Genomic DNA, 20,523 nt, shown 5'->3' on the forward strand with positions numbered 1-20,523 from the left:
TTCTCAGTGGCGCAGCCTCATACGCGCTTCATAAGAAGGAACAAGACTCCGCCGCCTGGTTTCTTGAGGCGATCGCCCTGATCACCTTGGTGATTTCTGTAGCGCCTTAGGCAGCACGGCCTCCCCCCTTGCACAGTGTGAATGCGATGAGGTACCCTCTGATCGCACGCCAAGCGCACTCGCACAACCATGCTCTTCCTTATCACCCTTGTAAGCACCGTGGGCGCCTACGAACTCCATAAACGGCGGCACCATGCCATCGCCTTGGTTTTGGACGCCATTTGGGTTGTAGCCTTGGTGATGAGCTTCATGCCGTAGTTCGAGACTTGTTGTGCAGGAGTAGATACCTGACCCCAGCGCATGACCTGAAAAGCGTGGAAAGCTTGGCGTTTGCAGCTCAAGCACAATCCCCGCATGACTGCTCTCTCTCGCCGCCAACTAGTCGGGTTGGTCGCGCTCACGTTCATGTGGGGCCTGAACTGGCCTGTGATGAAATTCTCGCTGCGCGAAATTGGACCGCTCCACTTTCGCGCCATCACCATGTCCCTGGGTGCGCTGGGACTGTGGCTGTTCTTTCGCGCCCAGGGCCTGCGCATGCTGCCGCGTGGCGCGAGTGAGTGGCGGCACGTGGTGGTGCTGGGACTGCCCAACGTGCTGGGCTGGCATGGGCTTTCCATCATTGCGCTCACGCAGTTGCCCGCAGGGAGGGCGGCGATTCTGGGGTTCACCATGCCGGTCTGGACCGTGCTGCTCATGGTTCTTTTCTACCGTGAGCCGCTTAGCAAAAGACTGGGGTTGGCCGTGGCAGCTGTGATTACAGGCATAGCACTGTTGCTGGGTGATGAGTTTGTGCAACTGGGCGGCAGCCCCGCCGGAATCTTGTGGATGCAAGGCGCTGCGTTTTGCTGGGCGCTTGGAACCATATGGATGCGGCGCGCCAAGCTGACGCTGCCACCTGAAGCGCTGGTGGTGTGGATGATGGTGCTCTCATCCGTCGTTCTGGCCGTCATGGCCTGGACTTTGGAGCCAACCCAGAAGTGGAACTTCAGCATACCGATGTGGATCAGCCTGATCTGGGCAATAGCGATCAACTACGGTGCGTCACAGGTGGTGTGGTTTCGCCTGGCGCGCGCACTGCCACCGTCCACGAGCGCCATGAGCATCATGGCGACACCGCTCATTGGCATTCTGAGTGCCCCGTTGATCGTGGGTGAATGGCCGCGCTGGCAAGACCTGGCGGCCATGGTCTGTGTGGTGGTGGCCATTGCTGCTGTGCTACTGAAATGGGACGCCAAGCCGGCTAACCCTTAGACAACTCCCAACGCTGCGCGATCCCGATTGCAGGGCTTATCGCCCCTGCTCAAGGCTCACTCACAGTGGCTGCGTTGCTGCCATGCCAATCGGTCGTGATTTCTCTGGCCATAGCCGCGAAGGCCTGCGCCACGGGACTCAAGACAAAGCTTTGGCGCGATAGCAATCCTATGCTGCGCCATGCTCTGGGTTTTTCTATCGGCCTGACCAGCACCTTGCCCACATTCAAGCTTTCCACCGCCAGGCTGGGAATCACGGCATAGCCTAGTCCTGCGCGCACCAGGGCCACAGCCGTGGTGAGCGAATCAACCTCATAAGACGGCCTGAGATCCTGGCCGGCCTCTGCGGCAGCCTGGTCAGCACGCACACGCACACTGGACTGTGTGGTCACTGATATGTAGTCATGCCCCACAAGCGACCGCCACGTGATGCTGGAACGATCGGTCAGAGGATGATCCAGCGGCAAAAGGGCGACGAGGTGGTCACGCAGCAGGGGCTCGAACTGCAAGGCATCATCTGTTTGAAGTACAAGCCCCAACCCAATTTCCGAGCGACCGGAGCGGACCATCTCTGCGAAGTTCATGGCCTGCTCCTCTCGAAGCTCCAACCTAATTCCCGTGTGCAGACCATGGAAGCGCTGCAAGATGGCGGGCAGGAGCCCACATGCCACAGAGGGCACGACAGCCAGGCGCAAGATACCCATACGCAACTCTCTGGCGTCTTCAGCGACGCGACAGGTTTCATCCATGGCCTGCAGGGTACGCCGAGCATAGGCCAGAAGATCCAGGCCGGCCTGCGTGGGCTCCACATGCCTGGTGGTGCGCTGGAACAGCCTCAGACCCAACTCACTTTCAAGTTGCCTGATCAATAGCGAATAGCCAGGCTGGGTCATGCCCATACGCGCCGCTGCGGCCGAAAAGGACGTGCACTCAATACCCAGCACAAAAGCACGAAGCTGGCGCAGCGAGACATTCATACTTTTTTGAAATTAAATATTAATATTTTTAAATTTTACTTATTTAATGCACAGCGCCAGAATCAAGCTTGAACTCACTTCATTCCGGCTGTCCGCTATGTCCGCACCCTCCGTCAACGCTCCAGCGCGCTCCGCATCCACCTCCTCCACCTGGCCCAAAGTCGATGCCCGACAAGTGCAGGCCATGCTCTCTGACGGGCAGGAGCTGGCCTTTCTGGATGTGCGTGAAGAAGGTGCTTTTCACGACGCTCATCCGCTGCTGATTGTGTCGGCGCCGCTCAGCCACCTGGAGACTCGTCTGGCCGACCTGGTGCCACGTCGCGACACCCGCGTCGTGCTTCTCGACGCGGAGGGCGAAGGTCTATCAGAGCGGGCTGCCGAGCGGATGGCCCGGTGGGGCTATACCCAGGTTTCCATCTTGGAAGGCGGGCTCCAGGGCTGGAAGAACGCTGGCTTGCAGGTATTTTCTGGCATCTACGTGCCCAGCAAGGCCTTTGGCGAGTTCGTCGAACACAGTTATGGCACACCGTCCATCGATGCCCAGGAGCTTAAAACCTGGATCAGCGAAGGTCGCGACATGGTGATTCTGGACAGTCGACCCTATAGCGAATTCCACAACTACAGCCTGCCGGGAGGCATCAACTGCCCGGGAGCAGAGCTGGTCCACCGCGTATTCGATCTGGTGGAGCGTGAAACCACGACCGTGGTGGTGAATTGCGCCGGACGCACCAGAGGGATCATTGGCGCGCAGTCGCTGATCAACGCAGGTCTGCGCAACCCGGTGGTATGCGTTCGCAATGGCACGCAGGGCTGGCATCTGAGCGGCGAGACCATGGCCCGCGGCAGCCGCGCTGTGGCGCCGCCACCCACGCCCGAAGGCGTGCGCCTGGCTATGGAGGCTTCCGAGCGCGTGGCACGCCGCTTTGGCGTCAAGGAAATCAACGTGGCCCAACTGCGCGAATTGCAGCAGCAAGCTACCCAGCGCTCGCTCTACATGTTTGACGTGCGCACCCCTGAAGAATATGAAGCTGGCCATATTCCAGGAGCACGCAGCGCTCCGGGAGGACAGATGGTGCAATCTACCGACCATTACGTAGGCACGCGAGGCGCGCGTATCGTCCTGTGCGACGACAACGGAGTGCGTGCCCGCATGACGGCGTCCTGGTTGATTCAACTGGGCTGGAAAGAGGTCTTCGTATTGCAAGGGGGCTTGAGTGCGTGCGGTCTGGCACTGGAAAAAGGCCCCGAAGTGCCGACCCAACTGCCCGTTGAGGCAGCCACGCAGGTGCAGCAACTGAGCGTGCTGCAAGTCCAGAAGAAAGTGCAGTCAGGTGAGGCGGTGGTCGTAGACCTGTCGAGCAGCCTGCGCTTTCGCGATGGGCACATCCCTGGCGCATGGTTTGCGGTGCGGTCTCGACTGGCCAGCGCCATGTCGCAGTTGCCAACGCACAAGCTTTTGGTCCTGACCTCCGTGGACGGCAAGTTTGCAGAGATTGCCGCAGCCGATGCACAAGCTGTGTCGTCCGCACCCGTTGCGGTATTGCAAGGTGGCAACGCCGCGTGGACTGCCGCCGGATTGACCCTTGAGCCTGGCCTGACTCACATGACCTCCACTACGGACGACGTCTGGTACAGCCCTTACGACCATGTGGATATGGTGAAAGCCATGAATGCCTACCTGAGTTGGGAAATCGGCCTGGTCGAGCAGATGGAAAAGGAAACCGGCGCCCTGTTTGAGTACTTCGAGTAGAGCACGGTACCGCAGTGACTTGAGACGCACGCAGAGACCGCGCGGGGCTTCATACACATTAACCAGAAGAAAGAGACATGGAACATTCTCTATTTCGCCCCAACCGGCGTCGCGCGATACAAGCCTTGGGGGCGCTGATCAGCGCCCCGGCTATTGCTCAGCCTGCGGCACAGCGCGCAGGCACCATCAAGCTGATGGTGGGCTACGCCGCAGGTGGCGGCGCGGATGTGCTGGCGCGTTTGCTGACGCAGCACCTGAGCCAGGCACTTGATCAACCCGTGGTAGTGGACAACCGTCCTGGTGCGGGCGGCACCCTGGCGGCCAGCGCTTTGGTCAATGCGCCTGCCGACGGCTCCGTGCTGTACATGGCAGAGTCGGCCGTTCTGGCAGCTCCGGCGATCTACGACAAGATCAACTACGACCCCACGACTTTGACCGCGGTCGGTGCACTCGCCCAGATCCCATTTACGGTGGTGGTGCATCCTGATTTTCCGGCACGCAACGTGGCAGAACTCATCAGCGTGCTCAAGGCCAATCCAGCCAAGTACGCCTATGCTTCACCGGGTGTGGGCAACATTGCTCACCTCAGCGCGGAAATGTTCAAGCGTGCGGCCCATGTAGACATGCTGCACGTACCCTACAAAGGAGGCGCGCCCGCGCTGGCTGACTTGATCGCCGGCCAGATTCCGATCTGCTTCGTCAGCATGCCACCGGTGCTGCCCCTGGCCAAAGCCCAGAAGCTGCGCGTGCTGGGTGTGACGACCACCACGCGCTCTGAGATCGCGAAAGACGTACCGACTATCGCAGAGACATTGCCCGGGTTCAATGCGGCTGCTAACAGCTTCATTCTGGCACCACCGAAAACGCCCGCTGACATTGTGACGCGGCTGAACACAGCGTTTCGCAGCGTGATGGCCTTGCCTGAGGTGCAACGCGAATACGCCGCCCAAGGCGTCACCGTGCGCACCGGAACGCCGCAGGAACTGGCGGCGCAGATCCGCAGCGAGCTAAAAACCTGGGACACGGTGGCGCGAGGCGCTGGCATACGGGCCAGCCTGTCTTGAAGTCTTAAGCGTGTTCAACCATTTTCCGAGATTCGCACATGAGCATTGATCCTTCGCGCAGGTTGATTGAGGCCCGTGCGGCGCTGGTGGACGACACGATGGCCCGCATTCGCTCGCTGGTAACCAACCGTCCGCTGACTCGTCCATTGCTGGCCGAGGTGGCTGCGCTGCTGCAGACCCTGGCAGATCAGCAGCAGTACTTCACTGCCGAAGATTTTCCTGTGGCCCAGGCTGGGGGGAAGGGCATTGCAAGGTATCTGCTGGCCTCGCAGCCCGACGACACGTTTGCCCTGTATCTGAATTCCATCAATCCGGGCATGAGCTCGCCGCCGCACGATCACACCACCTGGGCCGTGATCGTGGCACTGGAAGGGCAAGAACTCAACTGCCTCTACGAGCGGGTGGACGATGCCAGTGAGCCCGAGCGGGCGGAACTGGTCAAGCGCGGGGAGTTCATGGTGGAGCGCGGGCGCTCCATCCAGTTTCTGCCGGACGATATCCACAGCATTCACATCCAGGGAGATCAGCCTACCCGCCACTTTCATCTGTACGGACGAGCGCTGGAGGTATTGGACGATAGGGTGGGCTACAACCTTGAGACTGGAGCGGTGGTCAAGTACAACCGCAACTTCCTGGACAAACCCCTCTTCATGCCCAGATGACCGCCGCGCAAGCACCTGCAAGCGGTCTGCTGGAGCGGCTGCCGACCTACCCCATTCAAAGGCTGACAGCCTTGATGGCAGACGTTCCACCCGCGCCAGGCTTGGCGCCGATTTTCTTTTCCGTCGGCGAGCCACGCCACGCGCCTCCCGCCGCCGTGGCTGAGGCCATGGGGCAATGCGCGCCCGGCAGCCTGGGTGCGTACCCCAGCGTGGTGGGCTCACCAGCCTTGCGCGAGGCCATTTCGGGTTGGCTGGGCCGCCGCTTTGCGCCCGCCACGGTAGACCCCGGGTGTGAAGTCCAGGTGGTCAATGGCACGCGTGAGGGCTTGTTCTCGTTGACGCGCACGGTGCTGGATTCGTCCGGACCGGACGCCTATGTGGTCTATCCCAACCCAGGCTATGCGATCTACGAAGGTGCCACCGTGCTGAACGGCGTGAAATCCTGGGCGTATGACTCCACCACGACATCTCGGCATGGAGAAGTATTTCTGTCAGTGCCTGAGCATGTGTGGGCACGCACGGCACTGCTGTTTGTCTGCTCGCCCGACAACCCGATGGGCGGCGTGCAGCAGCTGCAAGCCTGGCGCACCGTATTCGAGCTGTCAGACCGGCACGGTTTTACCGTCGTGGTGGACGAATGCTATTCAGAGATCTACACGGGAGAGGAACCACCTCTGGGCGCACTGCAGGCCGCTGCCATGCTGGGCCGAAACTTCGACCGCCTGGTGGTGCTCTCCAGTCTGTCCAAACGTTCCAACGTGCCAGGATTGCGCTCTGGGTTCATGGCTGGAGACCGCGCCATTCTGGCCAAGGCTGCGCGCCTTCGTGCGTACAACGGGGGCGGTATGAACCAGGTGGTTGACGCCGCCAGCGTGGCCGCATGGAACGATGAAACTCATGTGCATGCCAGCCGCGAGAAATACCGGGAAAAGTACCGGTTTGTCATTCCGCTCATGCAGCGCTCACTCGACATCCCAACGCCCGATGCTGGCTTTTTTCTATGGGCGGATGTGAGCCGTACCGGGCTCAGCGACGAAGAATTTACCAAGCAACTCTTTATGCAGCAGTCCGTGCTGGTCATGCCAGGTTCCTACCTTAGTTCCGCCTTCTCTCCCGAGCCCATTCGCCAACGTGTCCGGATTGCTTTGGTCGCCAACCTGGAAGAATGCAGGGAAGGCGCCCGCCGCCTGCAGGCATTCGTGGAAAGCCTGGAATCGGCTCAACAATTGAATGGAACGACGGCATGACCGACTCTCGACCCTTGCACCCTCACACCCGGCTGCTGCATGCCGGACAACCCGGCTTCAACGGCGATGGCAATGCACCGGTGAATGCGGCTATCGTGCGCACCAGCACAGTCCGATTTGCCACGGTGGCGCAGATGGACGCGCTCAAGAAACGCCGCCAAGTGGGTGAACAAGTCTCACTCTATGGCCGGCACGGTACTGATACGCACCGTGCCCTGGAGGCCGCCTTGTGCACGCTGGAGGGTGCCAACCATGCCTGGCTCGCGCCTTCCGGTGTCGCAGCCATCACCCTGGGCATGCTGTCATTACTGGGCCACGGCGATCATGTGCTGATTACCGACAGCGTGTACGACCCCGTGCCGCACCGCATCGTCAGTACTTTGTTTGCACGATTCGGTATTGAATCGAGCTATTTCGATCCCCTGACCCAACCCATTGAAGAGCACTTGCGATCCAATACGCGCGTGGTCTATGCGGAGAGCCCAGGCTCCATCCTGTTCGAGGTACTGGATATCCCCGCCATTGCCCGCGCTACCCACGCGCATGGCGCGTTGCTGATGGTGGACAACACCTGGGCCGCCGGTTATCTGCAAGCACCGATGGACCTCGGTGCAGACCTGGTGGCCTGCGCGCTGACCAAGTACCAGGGTGGCCATTCGGACTTGATGCAAGGCGCTCTCCTGGCGCGTGATGACGCGCTGGCGCGGCGAATCCTGGCCACTTACGAAGCCCTGGGTTATGCGGTCTCGGCAGATGACGCCTCCCTGGTGCTCCGGGGGCTGCGCACTTTGCCCGTGCGCATGGCCCAGCATGGCCGCCATGTGCTCGAGGTGGCGAACTGGCTGCTTGCACAACCCGAAGTCGAAAACGTCTATTGCCCCGGCCTTCCATCCGATCCCGGACATGCTCTATGGAAGCGTGATTTCAGCGGCCACAACGGTTTGCTTTCCGTGCAGTTCAAGGACTTCACAGGCCAGCAGCTCAACGCCTTTGCAGACGCATTGCAGCTGCATTCCATTGGCGCTTCGTGGGGCGGTTACGAGAGCCTGGCATTGCCCGTGACCAGCGCCGCATTGGCCCCGCATCAGGGGTGGCAGCGCGCCCAGAAGCAACGCGAACAAGCAGGTTTGCCGCCGAGCGCTGGTGTGGTGCGCCTGCATGTCGGGCTGGAGGATGTGGGCGATCTGACTGCAGACCTGCAACAAGCCATCCAGCATGCGTGTAGCGTGCGTTAGAGCACGTTGGTGCGGCGCGTTGGCTCGAAGTTAAAGCGGAGTTAGTGCAATGAAGCGAGGAAATCAGCGGCGCTGATGTCTGCGCTTCATTGGCGTGGGTTCATAAAAAGGAGACAACCGATATGCGACTGCCCAACCTCTTGCGTGGCCTGCTGGCCACCGCCGCCCTGGCTTGTGGAGCCGTCGCGGCCCATGCAGCCTGGCCCGAGCGTCCGGTCAAACTGGTGGTGCCCTTTCCTGCCGGTGGCAACGTGGATGCGTACGCCCGCCTGCTGGCCCCCGCGCTGTCAGCCGAACTGGGACAACCCGTCGTCATTGACAACAAGGCGGGCGCTACTGGGGCCATCGGTGTGGAGGCCGTGATTCGAGCGGAGCCAGACGGCTACACGGTGCTGATGGGCAACATCACCTCCGTCGTCAGCAACGCCATTGGTGACGCACCCAAATTCTCACCGCTCAAGCAGTTGGTGCCGGTGTGCACGCTGATAGACGCGGACGTAGTGGTTTTTGCCCCCTCGCGCCTTGGCGTCCGCAATCCAACGGAACTCAAGGCCCTGGCGCAGAAATCGAACACACCTCTGACCTATGGTTCCTCAGGTGCTGGCTCGATTGCCCATATGGTGATGGTGCAGCTCACAGATGCACTGGGCATCAAAGCCACTCACGTCCCCTACAAGGGCAACGGCCAATTCATGACTGATTTGCTCGCCGGCCATATTCAGCTGGGCGCCGCCGATTTGCCGAATTCAGCCCAGCACGTCAAAGCCGGCACATTGGTTCCCCTGGCAGTAGGCGGTGCCAACCGTTTCGCTGAGCTGCCAGACGTACCCACCACCCGTGAACTGGGAATTACCAGGCCCAGCTTCACTGCATGGAGCGGCCTGCTTTTGCCCGCCAACACCCCGCAGGCCATTGTGACCCGCCTGGAAGCTGCAGCGCAGAAGGCATCACAGGATCCGAAAGTACGTGAGTTCAGTTCCACCAACGGCAATCACGCCGTGTTTCGCAATGCGGCACAGACGCGGCAAATGATTGAAGAAGGGGTTCGGGACTGGGGGGAGTTTGTGCGGACTACGCCGGCGATGCAGAGTAGTCGGTGAAGTCAGACACGGAAGCAGACAAAGCATCGCTTGCGACTGAAACGTGCAGGGCCGAGCGAAGCAATGGCCCGATCCATGTTCCCCACCCCTTTGGCCGTGCCGAGGAGCGCAGGGCCAGGGGCGGGCAAGAGCACTGCAAGATGCTCTTGCTTCGTGAACTAGCTTGCGGCAGCTGTTTGAGCGTATTGAGTGAAGCGAAAGCAGCGAGTTCTGCCGCACCGCCCCTGGACTGAGCACCACAGGTTGCCCGGAGCGAAGCGCAGGGACACGGACTTGGGGCCGCCTTTTCTTGCGCCAGGTTCTTTTGGCGGAGCAAAAGAAGGTGGCTGCGCTGCCGGGCGCACTCCCCGGCCTCCGACCGCAATAAAAAAGCAGAAGGTAATAAGTAACCCCCTGCTTAAAACTATCGCCGCCTGCCCTCACCGGTTGGCCGGCCCCGCCCTACCCTCTCCCAAAGGAAGAGGGAGTTAAATCACCGGTTGCCCGGCCTCACCTAATCCCGAAGCGAATGAAGCGTCAAGCCGCTTCCCTATAAAACCCCACCCTCTTCACCCCCCGAGGCGCCAACGGCTCCACCGTATTCGCAATAGCCCCAATGTGATCCGGCGTAGTCCCGCAACATCCACCCACGATATTGACCAACCCCTCCGCCGCAAACTCATGCAGCAACCGGCTGGTCACCTCCGGCGTCTCATCAAACCCGGTGTCACTCATAGGATTTGGCAAGCCCGCGTTGGGATAGCAACTGATGAACGTATCAGGCGCCACGCGATTGAGCTCCTGAATGTAGGGACGCATCAGCGCAGCGCCCAGAGCACAGTTAAGCCCAATGGCGAGAGGCTGCGCATGGCGCACGCTGTGCCAGAAAGCGGTCACCGTCTGGCCTGAAAGCACCCGGCCCGAGGCATCGGTCACTGTGCCGCTGATGATGATGGGCAAGCGCTCGCCGGTGTTGTCAAAAAATTCTTCTATGGCGAAGAGCGCAGCCTTGGCGTTGAGGGTGTCGAAGATGGTTTCCACCAGCAGCACATCCGAGCCGCCTTCCACCAGGGCTTCTACCTGTTCGTAGTAAGACGCACGAAGCTCTTCGAAACTGGTGTTGCGCGCACCGGGGTCATTGACGTCCGGGCTGATGCTGGCGGTCTTGGGCGTAGGGCCCAAAGCGCCAGCCACGAAGCGGGGACGGTCCGGCGTGCTGTATTTGTCGCAGGCTGCGCGCGCCAGTTGGGCGGAGACCAGGTTCATCTCGCGCGCCAAGTCCTGCATATCGTAGTCGGCCTGGGCGACTTGAGTAGCGCCGAAGGTGTTGGTCTCGATCAGATCTGCACCGGCCGCGAGGTACTTTTCATGGATATCGGAAATGACATCGGGCCTTGTGAGGCTGAGCAACTCGTTGTTGCCTTTGACGTCCTTGTGGAAGTCTTTGAAACGCTCGCCCCGGTATTGTTCTTCATTCAGTTTGAAGCGCTGGATCATGGTGCCCATGGCGCCATCGAGAATGGCAATGCGTTTCTCAAGGATGGCAGGCAGCTCGGCAGCTCGGGTATAGGCAGGCGATTTCATACCGGGTATTGTAGGAACCCCGAAATGACTTATTGAAACTCACAAAAAAAACCGTTCGGGCTGAGCCTGTCGAAGCCTGGCGCCAGGCTTCTCGGGTTCGCCAGCTTTACCTGCGGTAGGGGGCAATGTGAGCCAGTTGCGAATCCAGGACTTCGCGCACATGCTCGGTAAAAGCGGTCATCAGTCGCGAATGCGGTGCGCCGGGCGCTTGCATCATGCCAAGGCGCACCGTCACCGCCGGTTTGAACGGCCGCACTTCAATATCCAGGTAGCGCTGCTCTTCCAGCGCCGCGAGCGGATTGATCACGCTCACTCCCATGCCGTCAGCAACCAGTGAGCATACGGAAGCTCCCAGATCAGATTCCAACGCGGTCTTGGGCTTGATCCCGGAGGCCACCAATATGCGGTCTATGCGCTCGCGGGGCCCGCTGCCGAGCGGAAAGGACACGAAAGCCTCACCGTCCAGATCCGCTGCGTGAATCTGCTTCTTGTGGGCCAGTCTATGCTGCTTCGGAAGTATGCAGACGCAATCCATGCTGAGCAGCACAGCGACATCTATGCCCGGCGGGTCCTCATCGTAGAGAACGGCAAGGCCCAGTTCGCACAAGCCCGAACTGATCCATGTGTTCACCGTGGACGCCGCGCCCGAATGAATCGTGACCAGGGTGTCTGGATAGTCGCGCTTGAAGCGCGCGACCGCTTTGCTCACGATCCCGCCAGCAATGCGCGGCATGGCCGCCACGGCCAGACGATCCCCCCCAAATGTGCGGATATTGGAAGCAGCCGATTCCAGCCCTTGAAGACCAGCAAAGGCTTTTTCTACATCCTGGAAGAAGCGTTTGCCATCAATGCTGGGCAACAGGCGCGTGCCGATGCGATCAAACAGCGCAAAGCCAACGATAGCCTCCAGCTGGGAGACCAGCCTGCTGACCTGGGGCTGGGAGGTGTGCAACCTGCGTGCGGCCTCCGTCATGGAGCCCGTCTGCATGACGGCCCGAAAAGCTTCGATGTGCTTGAGCGACATGCGGCGCGTTGTCATATCAGTATTGTATAAGCCATATGCATATTCGCATTTCGCGCATTGGTTGATCGCTGCAATACTTGCAGCCATGATCTCCCCCACCTCGCTTTCCCCTGCAGTGAACTCACCTTCTCAGGATGGGACGAGGTTGACAGACCTGCGCAGCGACACCGTGACGCTGCCGACCGCCGAGATGTACGAACGCATGCGCCATGCCGCACTCGGCGACGATGGCCTGGATGGCGATCCCACGGCGCGTGAATTGGAAGCGCTTGCGGCCCGCACATTTGGCAAAGAGGCGGGCCTTTATGTGCCGACCGCCACCATGGGCAATCTGCTGGCCGTGTTGACGCAGGTAGCACGCCAGGGCCAGGTCGTGATGGAAGCCTCGGCACACATGTATCTGACCGAACGGGGTGGCGCCACCCTTGGCGGCATCGCCTACCACGGCATTGCAGGAACCGCCGGTGAAATGGACCTGGGCGCCCTGAAGAACGCCCTGCAAAGCTCCAGCCCCCTCCGCACGGAACTGGTGTGCATGGAAACCACGCACGTCAATGCGGGCGGCGCCGTCTTGTCCTTGGCGCATATGCGCGCGGTCCATGACATGGCGCATGGCGCGGGCGCTCGTGTGCACCTGGACGGTGCGCGCATTTTCAATGCCGCAGTGGCCCTGCAGGTAGCTCCGGACGCCGTGGCCTGCTTTGCAGACACCGTGTCTATCTGCCTGTCGAAAGGTCTGAGCGCCCCCGCGGGCGCGGTGTTAGTCGGGCCTGCGGAAACGCTTTCCCGTGCGCGGCAATTGCGCAAGGTGCTGGGTGGCACGCAGCGACAGATAGGCATTCTGGCCGCTTCTGGCCTGGAAGCCATTGAAGCCATGCCCCAACGGTTGGCGCAGGACCATGTCATGGCGCAGCAGTTGGGCAGGGGCTTGCGCGCGGTGCTTCCTGATCACATCGGTCTGACCGGGCCGGTAACCAACATCATCTTCGTCGAGCTGCCAGAAGGCGTTCCAGACAGTTCCGCGTGGGCGCGTGAAGCCCAAAAACACGGTGTGCTGATTCGACCTTGGGGGCTGCGCCGAATAAGGCTGGTCACGCACAGACATATCGACTCGGCAGGCGTTGCGGCCGCCATCACAGGATTCGAAAAAGCCGCTACCGAACTCATCGGCTGAAATCTCCCCAAGCCAGCCCCTCCCGACCAGCAACAAGCACACCACAGGAGTTATTGCCATGCCTACTCTCTCACGACGTCAATTCTCGACCTCTCTTCTGGCCTTGGCTGCCGGATCAGGAACTCAGGCTGCATGGGCCAACGACTTTCCAAACCGCGTCATCCGGCTGGTCGTACCTTATGGTGCCGGCGGCGGCTCCGATTTCGTGGGCCGGCTTATCGCTCAGAAGCTGACAGAGACGTTCAAATGGAACGTCGTAGTGGACAACAAAGCGGGCGCTTCCAGCATGATTGGCACAGACGCCGTTGCCAAGAGCCCTGCCGATGGCTACACCTTGCTGCTGGCCGACACTGCGCACGCCACCAACGCTGCCGTGGTTCCAAAGCTCTCTTTTGACCCGGTCAAGGACTTCGCCCCGATCACACTGGTGGGCTCTTCGCCCCAGCTGCTGGTGGCGCACCCGTCGCTGCCGGCCAATAGCCTGAAGGAATTGCTGGCGTTGCCGCGCAGCCAATCGCGCCAGTTTGGCGTGGGCACCCCTGGCCAAGGCTCTGCCCCGCACCTGCTTTATGAAATGCTCAAATTGCAAAGCGGCATGGAGCTGGTCAATGTGCCCTACAAGGGCGGCGCCCTGGCACTGAACGATGCCGTGGGTGGACAGATTCCCATGGTGATCAACTCCATGCCTGCCTGCATGCCGCACATCGAGGCCAAGCGCCTCAAGGTCCTGGCCATCGCCAGCCCGGCGCGCAACCCCAAGCTGCCCGGAGTTCAAACCTTTGCTGAAAGCGTGCCGGGCATTCTGGGCAGCGCATGGTACGGGTTCATGGCGCCTTCCAACACACCTGCGGATGTTCTGCAGCAACTGGATACCTCGATCCAGAGCGTGTTGAAGCTGCCGGAAGTTCAAGCCCGCATGGCCAGTGCCTTCATTGACCCCCTGCCACCTGGCCCCCAAGCGTTCTCCAAACTGCTGAAAGACGAGATTGCGCGCTTCCAGGATGTGGTCAAGCGCACGGGCTTCACACCGAATAGCTAATTGCGTCGCGACCCTCCGTACGGTCGCTGCGGATTGAACGCACGCAGGAATCAACCGCCCCTGAATGCTGCGGCTTCCTGCTCGTGATAGGCTCCTGGGCTGCGTGTCTGCAGGCACGCCCTATCTCGAATTGCGCTCTCCGCTAGAAACTCCATGACGACAGAGGTTGATCGCGCGCCCGCGCGCGCGCCGCTTGCCATACTGCAAGAGGTCTTTGGCTATTCCGCCTTCCGCGGCCAGCAGGCTGCCGTGGTCGACCATGTCGCTTCCGGCGGTGATGCGCTGGTACTGATGCCCACAGGCGGAGGCAAAAGCCTTTGCTACCAGGTGCCCGCCATCGCTCGGCAACGCGCAGGGCGTGGGGTGACCCTGGTGATCTCACCCCTGATCGCCTTGATGCATGACCAGGTCGGCGCTTTGGATGAGGCAGGCGTGCCCGCCGCGTTTCTCAATTCAACGCTGGACTGGGAGCAAACGCAGGACGTCGAGCGAAGGCTGCTCTCGGGCAAGATCACCTTGCTGTACGCGGCGCCTGAGCGCATCTCTACCCCCCGCTTTCTGGGGCTGCTGGACACCCTACATGCCCACGGGCAGTTAAGCCTGTTTGCGATTGACGAAGCGCATTGCGTCAGCCAGTGGGGGCACGACTTCCGGCCGGAGTACCGTGCACTCACGGTATTGCACGAGCGCTGGCCCAGTGTGCCGCGCATCGCGCTGACGGCCACGGCCGACGATGTGACGCGGGCGGACATCGTCGAGCGACTGCAGCTTCAGCAGTCGCAACAATTCGTGAGCAGCTTCGACCGCCCGAATATCCGCTACACCATCGTCGAAAAGAAAGAACCCGCTGCACAGCTTCTGCGTTTTATCCAGAACGAGCATGCAGACGAATCGGGCATTGTCTATTGCCAGTCTCGCCGGCGGGTAGAAGAGCTGGCTCAGATGCTGTGCGAGGCTGGCCTGGACGCCATGCCCTACCACGCGGGTCTGCCCGCTGCCGATCGGCAAGCCAATCAGGACCGCTTTCTGCGTGAAGAAGGCGTGGTGATGGTAGCCACCATTGCGTTCGGTATGGGCATCGACAAGCCAGATGTGCGCTTTGTGGCGCATATCGACATGCCCAAGAACATCGAAGGCTACTACCAGGAAACAGGCCGCGGCGGACGAGATGGCGAGCCCGCACACGCCTGGATGGCCTACGGCTTGCAGGACGTGGTCAACCAGCGCCGCATGATTGACGAAAGCCCCGCTGAAGACGCTTTCAAGCAGATCATGGTGCGCAAGCTTGATGCCTTGCTGACGCTGGCCGAGGCCACGGATTGCCGGCGTGCAAGGCTGCTGGCATATTTTGGCGAGCAGATGGTGCCCGCCAAAGACCCCTCAGGCACGCACGCCCAGCCGTACTGTGGCAACTGCGACAACTGCCTGCAACCACCTGACGTCTGGGACGCCACAGACTGCGCGCGCAAGCTGCTGTCCACCATTTACCGGGTTCAACAGATGAGCGGCATAGGCTTTGGAGCCGGCCACATCATGGACATCTTGCGTGGCAAGTCCACTGACAAGATGAAGCAGTTCGGCCATGAGCAGATATCGACTTACGGCATGGGAGCCGAGTTCAGCGAGCCGCAACTGCGCGGCGTGCTGCGGCAGTTGATTGCCATCGGCGCCTTGCAGGTGGATGCGCAGGCCTTCAACACCCTTCGTTTGCTGGATGGTGCACGCCCCATTCTTCGTGGTGAACAAGCCGTCCGCTTGCGCGCAGCGAGCGCCAAGCCGGAGCGCGCGCGCAAAGTGCGTGGCGAGCGCGGAGAGCGCACCTCTCGCAGCCGCACTGCATCACCAGCGGCGGCGGACCTGGACGCCGCCTCGCAAGAGCGCTTTGCAGCACTCAAGGCCTGGCGCGCAGAGGTGGCGCGGGAGCACAATCTGCCGGCCTATGTGATCTTCCACGACGCCACCCTGGCCGCCATTGCCGCCCGCGATCCCCAGTCCATCGAAGATCTGCAGGGTGTGAACGGCCTCGGTGCCACCAAGCTGGAACGCTATGGCGAGGAAGTGCTGAGAGTCTGTCGCCACGCTTAGGCAAGCGCTGCACAAATGAGTTTCCGCGTGCATTCACCGATGCCGCACAGAAATATCCGCTATGACGCCCGATGTATGGCTGAATTGCCATCATCCCCGTAGCGCGCTCTGCACTGTGGATCGAGAATGGTGGGTTGCCTCCGAGCAGCGAACCCGGAAGCACTGCTCACAGCGGAGCTCTCATGTTCGCCGCGGGCGTCATGTGAATTGATAACAAAAGGAGATGGTCAGCATGATTTCAAAATTGGTCGCTCAAGGGGTTGTGGGCGTTTTGCTTGCAAGTTCCACCGTGGCATTCGCTCAGGACTACCCTAACCGCCCCATCAAAATGGTCGTGCCTTTTGCAGCCGGTGGCGGCGCGGACATCGTGGCACGCGCGGTGGCAGCGCCGCTAGCCAAACGTCTGGGACAGCCCATCGTGGTGGACAACAAACCAGGTGGGGGTGCGACGCTGGGCGCCGATCTGGTCGCCAAATCTTCAGCTGACGGCTACACCATCCTGTACACAACGCCTGGCCCTCAGATGACCAATCCGTATCTGATGAGCAAGCTGCCCTATGACCCAGCGCGAGATCTCGTGCCTGTTTCTTCGGTCGCCATCGTGCCCAATGTGCTGGTCGTGAACAAGAACGTTCCTGCGCGCAGCGTCAAGGAATTCATCCAGTTCGCCAAGACCAACCCAGGCAAGGTCAACTATGCCAGCGCTGGCATTGGTGCCAGCAGCCATCTGGCGGGCGAACTCTTCAAGCAGTCCGCCGGTATCCATATGGTTCACATCCCCTACCGAGGGACTGGCCCGGCGCTGGCGGATCTGCTTTCGGGCGAAGTTCAAGCAGCCATCGACAGCATCGCTGTCTACAAGCAGCACATCGACTCCGGTGCACTCAAGGCTCTGGGCGTTGCCACGCGCCAACGCTCCAAAGCGCTGCCCAACGTGCCGCCTATTGCCGATGAGCTCAAAGGCTTTGATGCAGCGCCCGTGAACTACATCTCCGTGCCCGCCAAAACCCCGCAAGCCATCATCGATCGCCTGAACACCGAGATCAACGCGGTGCTGCAGTCAACCGAGTTGCAGGAGCAACTGGCCACCCATGGCGTTATTCCTCAAGGCGGCACGCAGGCCGAGATGGTTGCCCTCGTGCGCAGCGAGGCGGCCAAATGGAAGAAGGTGATTGAAGCTTCCGGCGCCAAGCTGGACTGAGTTCGACTTGTTTTAATCAAGATGAACCGTTCACACTAAGTCTGTGGAAACCCCGCGCAAGGCTTCGACAGGCTCAGCCCGAACGGTTTTCTAATGTCAACGCCACTCACCGATTGACCGAAACAATAGATCATCAACCCGAACGGGGTTGATTGTTCAGACGACACGTGCCGCTTGACGAAATCATAGAAGCTCAGTGAGCAGCATTGTTATTCTCGAAGAGTCAGCGTTCACAACCATCCGTTCGCGCTGAGCCTGTCGAAGCGTTGCGCAAGGCCACTTCGGTGGAGCTCAGCCCGAATGGATTTTTCCTTTTGTCGTGGCGTCCTCAGGCTGCCAATGCTTCGCGCTCGGCCTGACGTTGCTGCCACCAGTTGCGCAGCACACCGTTGGAGCCTCCCACGGCGATGATCTCGCGCAGCACATCGGGCAGCGGCTCATATTGAGCTGTGGCGCCTGAGGTGAGGTTGCTAAAGCGCCCTGTCAGGAAATCCATTTCAGTGCGATCGCCATCGTTCACAAGCTCGGTGATGCCGGTGCAGTCGGTCAGGAACAGCAGCCCTGCGCAAACCGCGCCGCGGTAGGCCAGAAAGGGCATGGATTCGCTCAGCACACCCACGCCTAATGCGCGCAGGCCAATGTAGCCCTGTATCTTGGCCTTGCCTTTCCCAAAGTTCTGGCCCGCGATTACCAGATCGCCGGGTTTGACAGCCTTGGAAAACCCTGGGCGGACCAACTCCAGAGTTCGAGGGGCCAAAACAGCCGGATCAAAAATTCGATCCGACGCGAAGTGCGCGTCGATCAGGCCGTCGTTGTGGCGCAGGTCGTCGCCGAACTTGTGGCAGACACCGCTCAACTTCCATTGGATGTCGGACATAGCTTTCTCCTGTGGAAAATAGGGAAGCGGCCTCAGGCCGCTATGACGCGGGCATCCGCAATGTGACCCGCCAACGCGGAAGCGGCTACTGTGGCCGGGCTGCCCAGGTAGATCTCAGAAGTCTTGTCTCCCATGCGGCCAGCGGTGTTGACCGCGGCAGTAGAAATAGATACCTCGCCAGGCCCCAGCGATCCGGATTTCGCGCCCGCACAGGGGCCGCAGCCGGGCGGCAAGATGATGCAGCCAGCCTCCTGAAAGGCCGACATCAAACCCTCTTCCGAAAGACGCCTGGCAGTCGCCACCGTGCCAGGCACGATGGTCATGCGGGTGCTGGGCGCAATGCGTTTGCCTCGCAGGATATTGGCTGCCACCAGCATGTCCTCGTACATCCCCGACCCACAGGAGCCAATGAAGGCGTGGTTGATAGGCCGTCCGAGTACGCTGGAGAGGTCCACTGACCGCTCCGGGCCGCCCGGCAGGGCGACCTGAGGCTCCAGGCAGGAAAGATCGAACTCGCCCTCGGCTTCGTATTCGGCGTCGTCATCGCTGTAAACGCCGGTGAACGGACGTCCTGCGGCCTTGGACTGACGTTCCACGATCTCACGCGTAGGCGGGATGAAGACATGGGCCACACCCACTTCGGTGGCCGTGTTGATCAACGCCACACGGGCCGCCAGATCAAACTGATCCAGATTGCCAGCCAACTCAATCACACGATAAGCAGGGTTCACTCCGCCGTAAGCGCGGTCGGCCAGGTTGCGTGCCAAGCAATAGCCGACATCGCGACCGTAGACGCCAGGTTTGAGCTGCCCGGTGAACTTGATGCGAATCGTACTTGGCACCTTGATCCACAACACGCCCATGGCGATGGCATTGGCAATTTCTGTCCCTACGCGAAGCGCCACTGCGCCCACCGCACCGAAGTTGGTGCAGTGCATGTCGTTGGCATAGATGAACATGCCAGGGCCCACGAGGCCCATCTCGATCGGAAAGATGTGCCCATGCCCACCCTGGCCCACATCGAAGAATTTGTCCACCTTCCAGGCCTTCGCGGCCTCGCGGATGCGCAGACCGCGTTGGGCGGCCTTGGGCGTCGAATAAACCACCTCGTGGTCGGTCACGAATACCACCTTGGACGGATCGTCCAGCTCCGTGATGCCGATCTCATCCAGTTCAATCTTGGTGGATTCCACTTGCCCGTCGTGCAGGAACATCAGGTCTGCGCGCGGGTAGACGAATTCACCAGGCTTGACAGATGACAGTCCCGCGGCGCGCGCGGTGATCTTTTCAAATGCGGTCATGCCCATCTCAGTTCACCTCCGCCACAGCAGGCTGTTCGGCAGCGCGTGCGGCTAAATCCTTGGCCTTGGCTTCCAGCACCTTCTTGGCACCGGCGGCCACCAGCTTGGCGGAACTGATCTCCACCACGATGTCTTCGCGCATCAGCTTATTCGCGGCATGCACACGGTCAAACAAGTATTGGCGCGCCTTGAGCACTTCCGGATGATCAGGCTCGCCGGGGTAACCCAAACCTTGCGAGAAGTCATTCATGCCGATGTAGAGAAAGTCGACGCCGGGCACAGCCATGATCTCATCGATCTTGTCCATGCCTTCTCGGTCTTCGATCATGACCCCCACCATCATCTGCTTGTTGGACTCGGCGTAGTACTCCCGCCCGTCTTCTTCCCAGAGCTGAAAACCTGCGCCGCGGGCACTGCCTAGCGATCGGTCGCCAATGGGGCCGAAGTACGCGGCGTCCACCACTTGCCTGGCCTGTTCGGCGTTGGAAATATGCGGCGCAATGATGCCCTTCACACCTCGATCGATGTACTGCAAGATGGTGCTGGAGTTGATGTTGGGAATGCGCGCAATGGGCGTCATGCCATAGAGCTCGGCGGCGCGACAGGTGTTTTCCACGTCTTCGAGAGAGAAGAGGCCGTGCTCGCCATCGATCTGCACATAGTCCATGCCCAGCGTACCCAGAATCTCCACCATCTGCGGCGCAGGCCAGGACAGCACGAAGCCGTAGACCTTGGTGCGGTGGTTGGCCGCCTGTTTGACTTTGTTGACTCTGATCATCGTGTTTCCTTGAGAAGACAATACGGCTTATTGAAGTTTTCGTAGTTGAGGACAACCCACCTAGTGCCGTTCACGCTGAGCTTGTCGAAGCGCCGCGCGAGGCTTCGACCTTTCGACAGGCTCAGGACAGGCCAGG

The 20,523-nt window shown here is 60.6% G+C and carries 17 protein-coding genes; 11 read left to right on the forward strand and 6 right to left on the reverse strand.

The window, feature by feature from the left end; translation table 11 throughout:
• Positions 1-414: 414 nt before the first annotated feature.
• Positions 415-1,311 carry a DMT family transporter gene (locus ABIE13_RS16130; protein ID WP_354445232.1) on the forward strand — a complete coding sequence of 299 codons (897 nt, stop codon included), beginning with the start codon at positions 415-417 and terminating at the stop codon, positions 1,309-1,311.
• Positions 1,312-1,360: 49 nt separating this feature from the next.
• Here ABIE13_RS16130 and ABIE13_RS16135 read toward each other — a convergent pair whose 3' ends face one another.
• Positions 1,361-2,287 carry a LysR family transcriptional regulator gene (locus ABIE13_RS16135; RefSeq protein WP_354445234.1) on the reverse strand — a complete coding sequence of 309 codons (927 nt, stop codon included), beginning with the start codon at positions 2,285-2,287 and terminating at the stop codon, positions 1,361-1,363.
• 97 nt (positions 2,288-2,384) lie between these two features.
• On the opposite strand from ABIE13_RS16135, the gene ABIE13_RS16140 reads away from it, so the two are divergent.
• The 6 genes from ABIE13_RS16140 (at position 2,385) to ABIE13_RS16165 (ending at position 9,345) form a co-directional block, all read left to right on the forward strand.
• Positions 2,385-4,037, forward strand: a complete 1,653-nt coding sequence (locus tag ABIE13_RS16140) for a rhodanese-like domain-containing protein (protein WP_354445236.1) — start codon at positions 2,385-2,387, stop codon at positions 4,035-4,037.
• A 77-nt stretch (positions 4,038-4,114) separates the two neighbouring features.
• A complete protein-coding gene (locus tag ABIE13_RS16145; protein WP_354445238.1) occupies positions 4,115-5,101 on the forward strand; it encodes a Bug family tripartite tricarboxylate transporter substrate binding protein in 987 nt (328 codons plus the stop codon).
• Between the two features lie 38 nt (positions 5,102-5,139).
• On the forward strand, positions 5,140-5,763 hold the full coding sequence (locus ABIE13_RS16150) for a cysteine dioxygenase family protein (protein ID WP_354445240.1): 624 nt from the start codon (positions 5,140-5,142) through the stop codon (positions 5,761-5,763).
• Complete coding sequence (locus ABIE13_RS16155) at positions 5,760-7,010, forward strand: aminotransferase class I/II-fold pyridoxal phosphate-dependent enzyme (RefSeq protein ID WP_354445242.1); 1,251 nt, start codon at positions 5,760-5,762, stop codon at positions 7,008-7,010. Before ABIE13_RS16150 ends, ABIE13_RS16155 begins: the two co-directional genes overlap by 4 nt.
• Positions 7,007-8,245 (forward strand): cystathionine beta-lyase, encoded by a 1,239-nt coding sequence (gene metC, locus ABIE13_RS16160; protein ID WP_354445244.1) that lies wholly within the window; start codon positions 7,007-7,009, stop codon positions 8,243-8,245. The genes ABIE13_RS16155 and metC overlap by 4 nt, the downstream gene beginning before the upstream one ends.
• A gap of 122 nt (positions 8,246-8,367) precedes the next feature.
• Positions 8,368-9,345 (forward strand): tripartite tricarboxylate transporter substrate binding protein, encoded by a 978-nt coding sequence (locus ABIE13_RS16165; protein ID WP_354445246.1) that lies wholly within the window; start codon positions 8,368-8,370, stop codon positions 9,343-9,345.
• Positions 9,346-9,861: 516 nt separating this feature from the next.
• On the opposite strand, the gene ABIE13_RS16170 is transcribed toward ABIE13_RS16165, so the two are convergent.
• Both ABIE13_RS16170 and ABIE13_RS16175 read right to left on the reverse strand, forming a co-directional pair.
• Entirely contained in the window at positions 9,862-10,908 is a 1,047-nt protein-coding gene (locus ABIE13_RS16170; RefSeq protein WP_354445248.1) for a homocysteine S-methyltransferase family protein, read from the reverse strand.
• Between the two features lie 106 nt (positions 10,909-11,014).
• Positions 11,015-11,947, reverse strand: a complete 933-nt coding sequence (locus tag ABIE13_RS16175; RefSeq protein WP_354445250.1) for a LysR substrate-binding domain-containing protein — start codon at positions 11,945-11,947, stop codon at positions 11,015-11,017.
• A 70-nt stretch (positions 11,948-12,017) separates the two neighbouring features.
• Between ABIE13_RS16175 and ABIE13_RS16180 the strand changes: the two genes are divergently transcribed.
• From ABIE13_RS16180 to ABIE13_RS16195, 4 genes are all read left to right on the forward strand, one after another.
• Positions 12,018-13,106, forward strand: coding sequence for a GntG family PLP-dependent aldolase (locus ABIE13_RS16180; RefSeq protein ID WP_354445252.1), 1,089 nt, complete (start codon positions 12,018-12,020; stop codon positions 13,104-13,106).
• Between the two features lie 58 nt (positions 13,107-13,164).
• Positions 13,165-14,145: a tripartite tricarboxylate transporter substrate binding protein gene (locus ABIE13_RS16185; RefSeq protein ID WP_354445254.1), complete on the forward strand. Its 981-nt coding sequence runs from the start codon at positions 13,165-13,167 to the stop codon at positions 14,143-14,145.
• Between the two features lie 153 nt (positions 14,146-14,298).
• Complete coding sequence (gene recQ / locus ABIE13_RS16190; RefSeq protein WP_354445256.1) at positions 14,299-16,230, forward strand: DNA helicase RecQ; 1,932 nt, start codon at positions 14,299-14,301, stop codon at positions 16,228-16,230.
• Between the two features lie 232 nt (positions 16,231-16,462).
• A complete protein-coding gene (locus tag ABIE13_RS16195) occupies positions 16,463-17,431 on the forward strand; it encodes a Bug family tripartite tricarboxylate transporter substrate binding protein (protein ID WP_354445258.1) in 969 nt (322 codons plus the stop codon).
• A 328-nt stretch (positions 17,432-17,759) separates the two neighbouring features.
• On the opposite strand, the gene ABIE13_RS16200 is transcribed toward ABIE13_RS16195, so the two are convergent.
• From ABIE13_RS16200 to ABIE13_RS16210, 3 genes are read right to left on the reverse strand one after another with little or no spacing between them, the layout of a single operon-like run.
• Positions 17,760-18,308: a hypothetical protein gene (locus tag ABIE13_RS16200; RefSeq protein ID WP_354445259.1), complete on the reverse strand. Its 549-nt coding sequence runs from the start codon at positions 18,306-18,308 to the stop codon at positions 17,760-17,762.
• Between the two features lie 32 nt (positions 18,309-18,340).
• The gene (locus tag ABIE13_RS16205) at positions 18,341-19,609 is read right to left on the reverse strand and encodes a 3-isopropylmalate dehydratase large subunit (protein ID WP_354445260.1); all 1,269 of its coding nucleotides are present in this window, start codon (positions 19,607-19,609) and stop codon (positions 18,341-18,343) included.
• 7 nt (positions 19,610-19,616) lie between these two features.
• The gene (locus tag ABIE13_RS16210) at positions 19,617-20,387 is read right to left on the reverse strand and encodes an HpcH/HpaI aldolase family protein (protein ID WP_354445262.1); all 771 of its coding nucleotides are present in this window, start codon (positions 20,385-20,387) and stop codon (positions 19,617-19,619) included.
• Between the last annotated feature and the right edge of the window lie 136 nt (positions 20,388-20,523).

It is taken from the genome of Ottowia thiooxydans (assembly GCF_040548795.1).
Lineage (GTDB): Bacteria > Pseudomonadota > Gammaproteobacteria > Burkholderiales > Burkholderiaceae_C > Ottowia > Ottowia thiooxydans_A.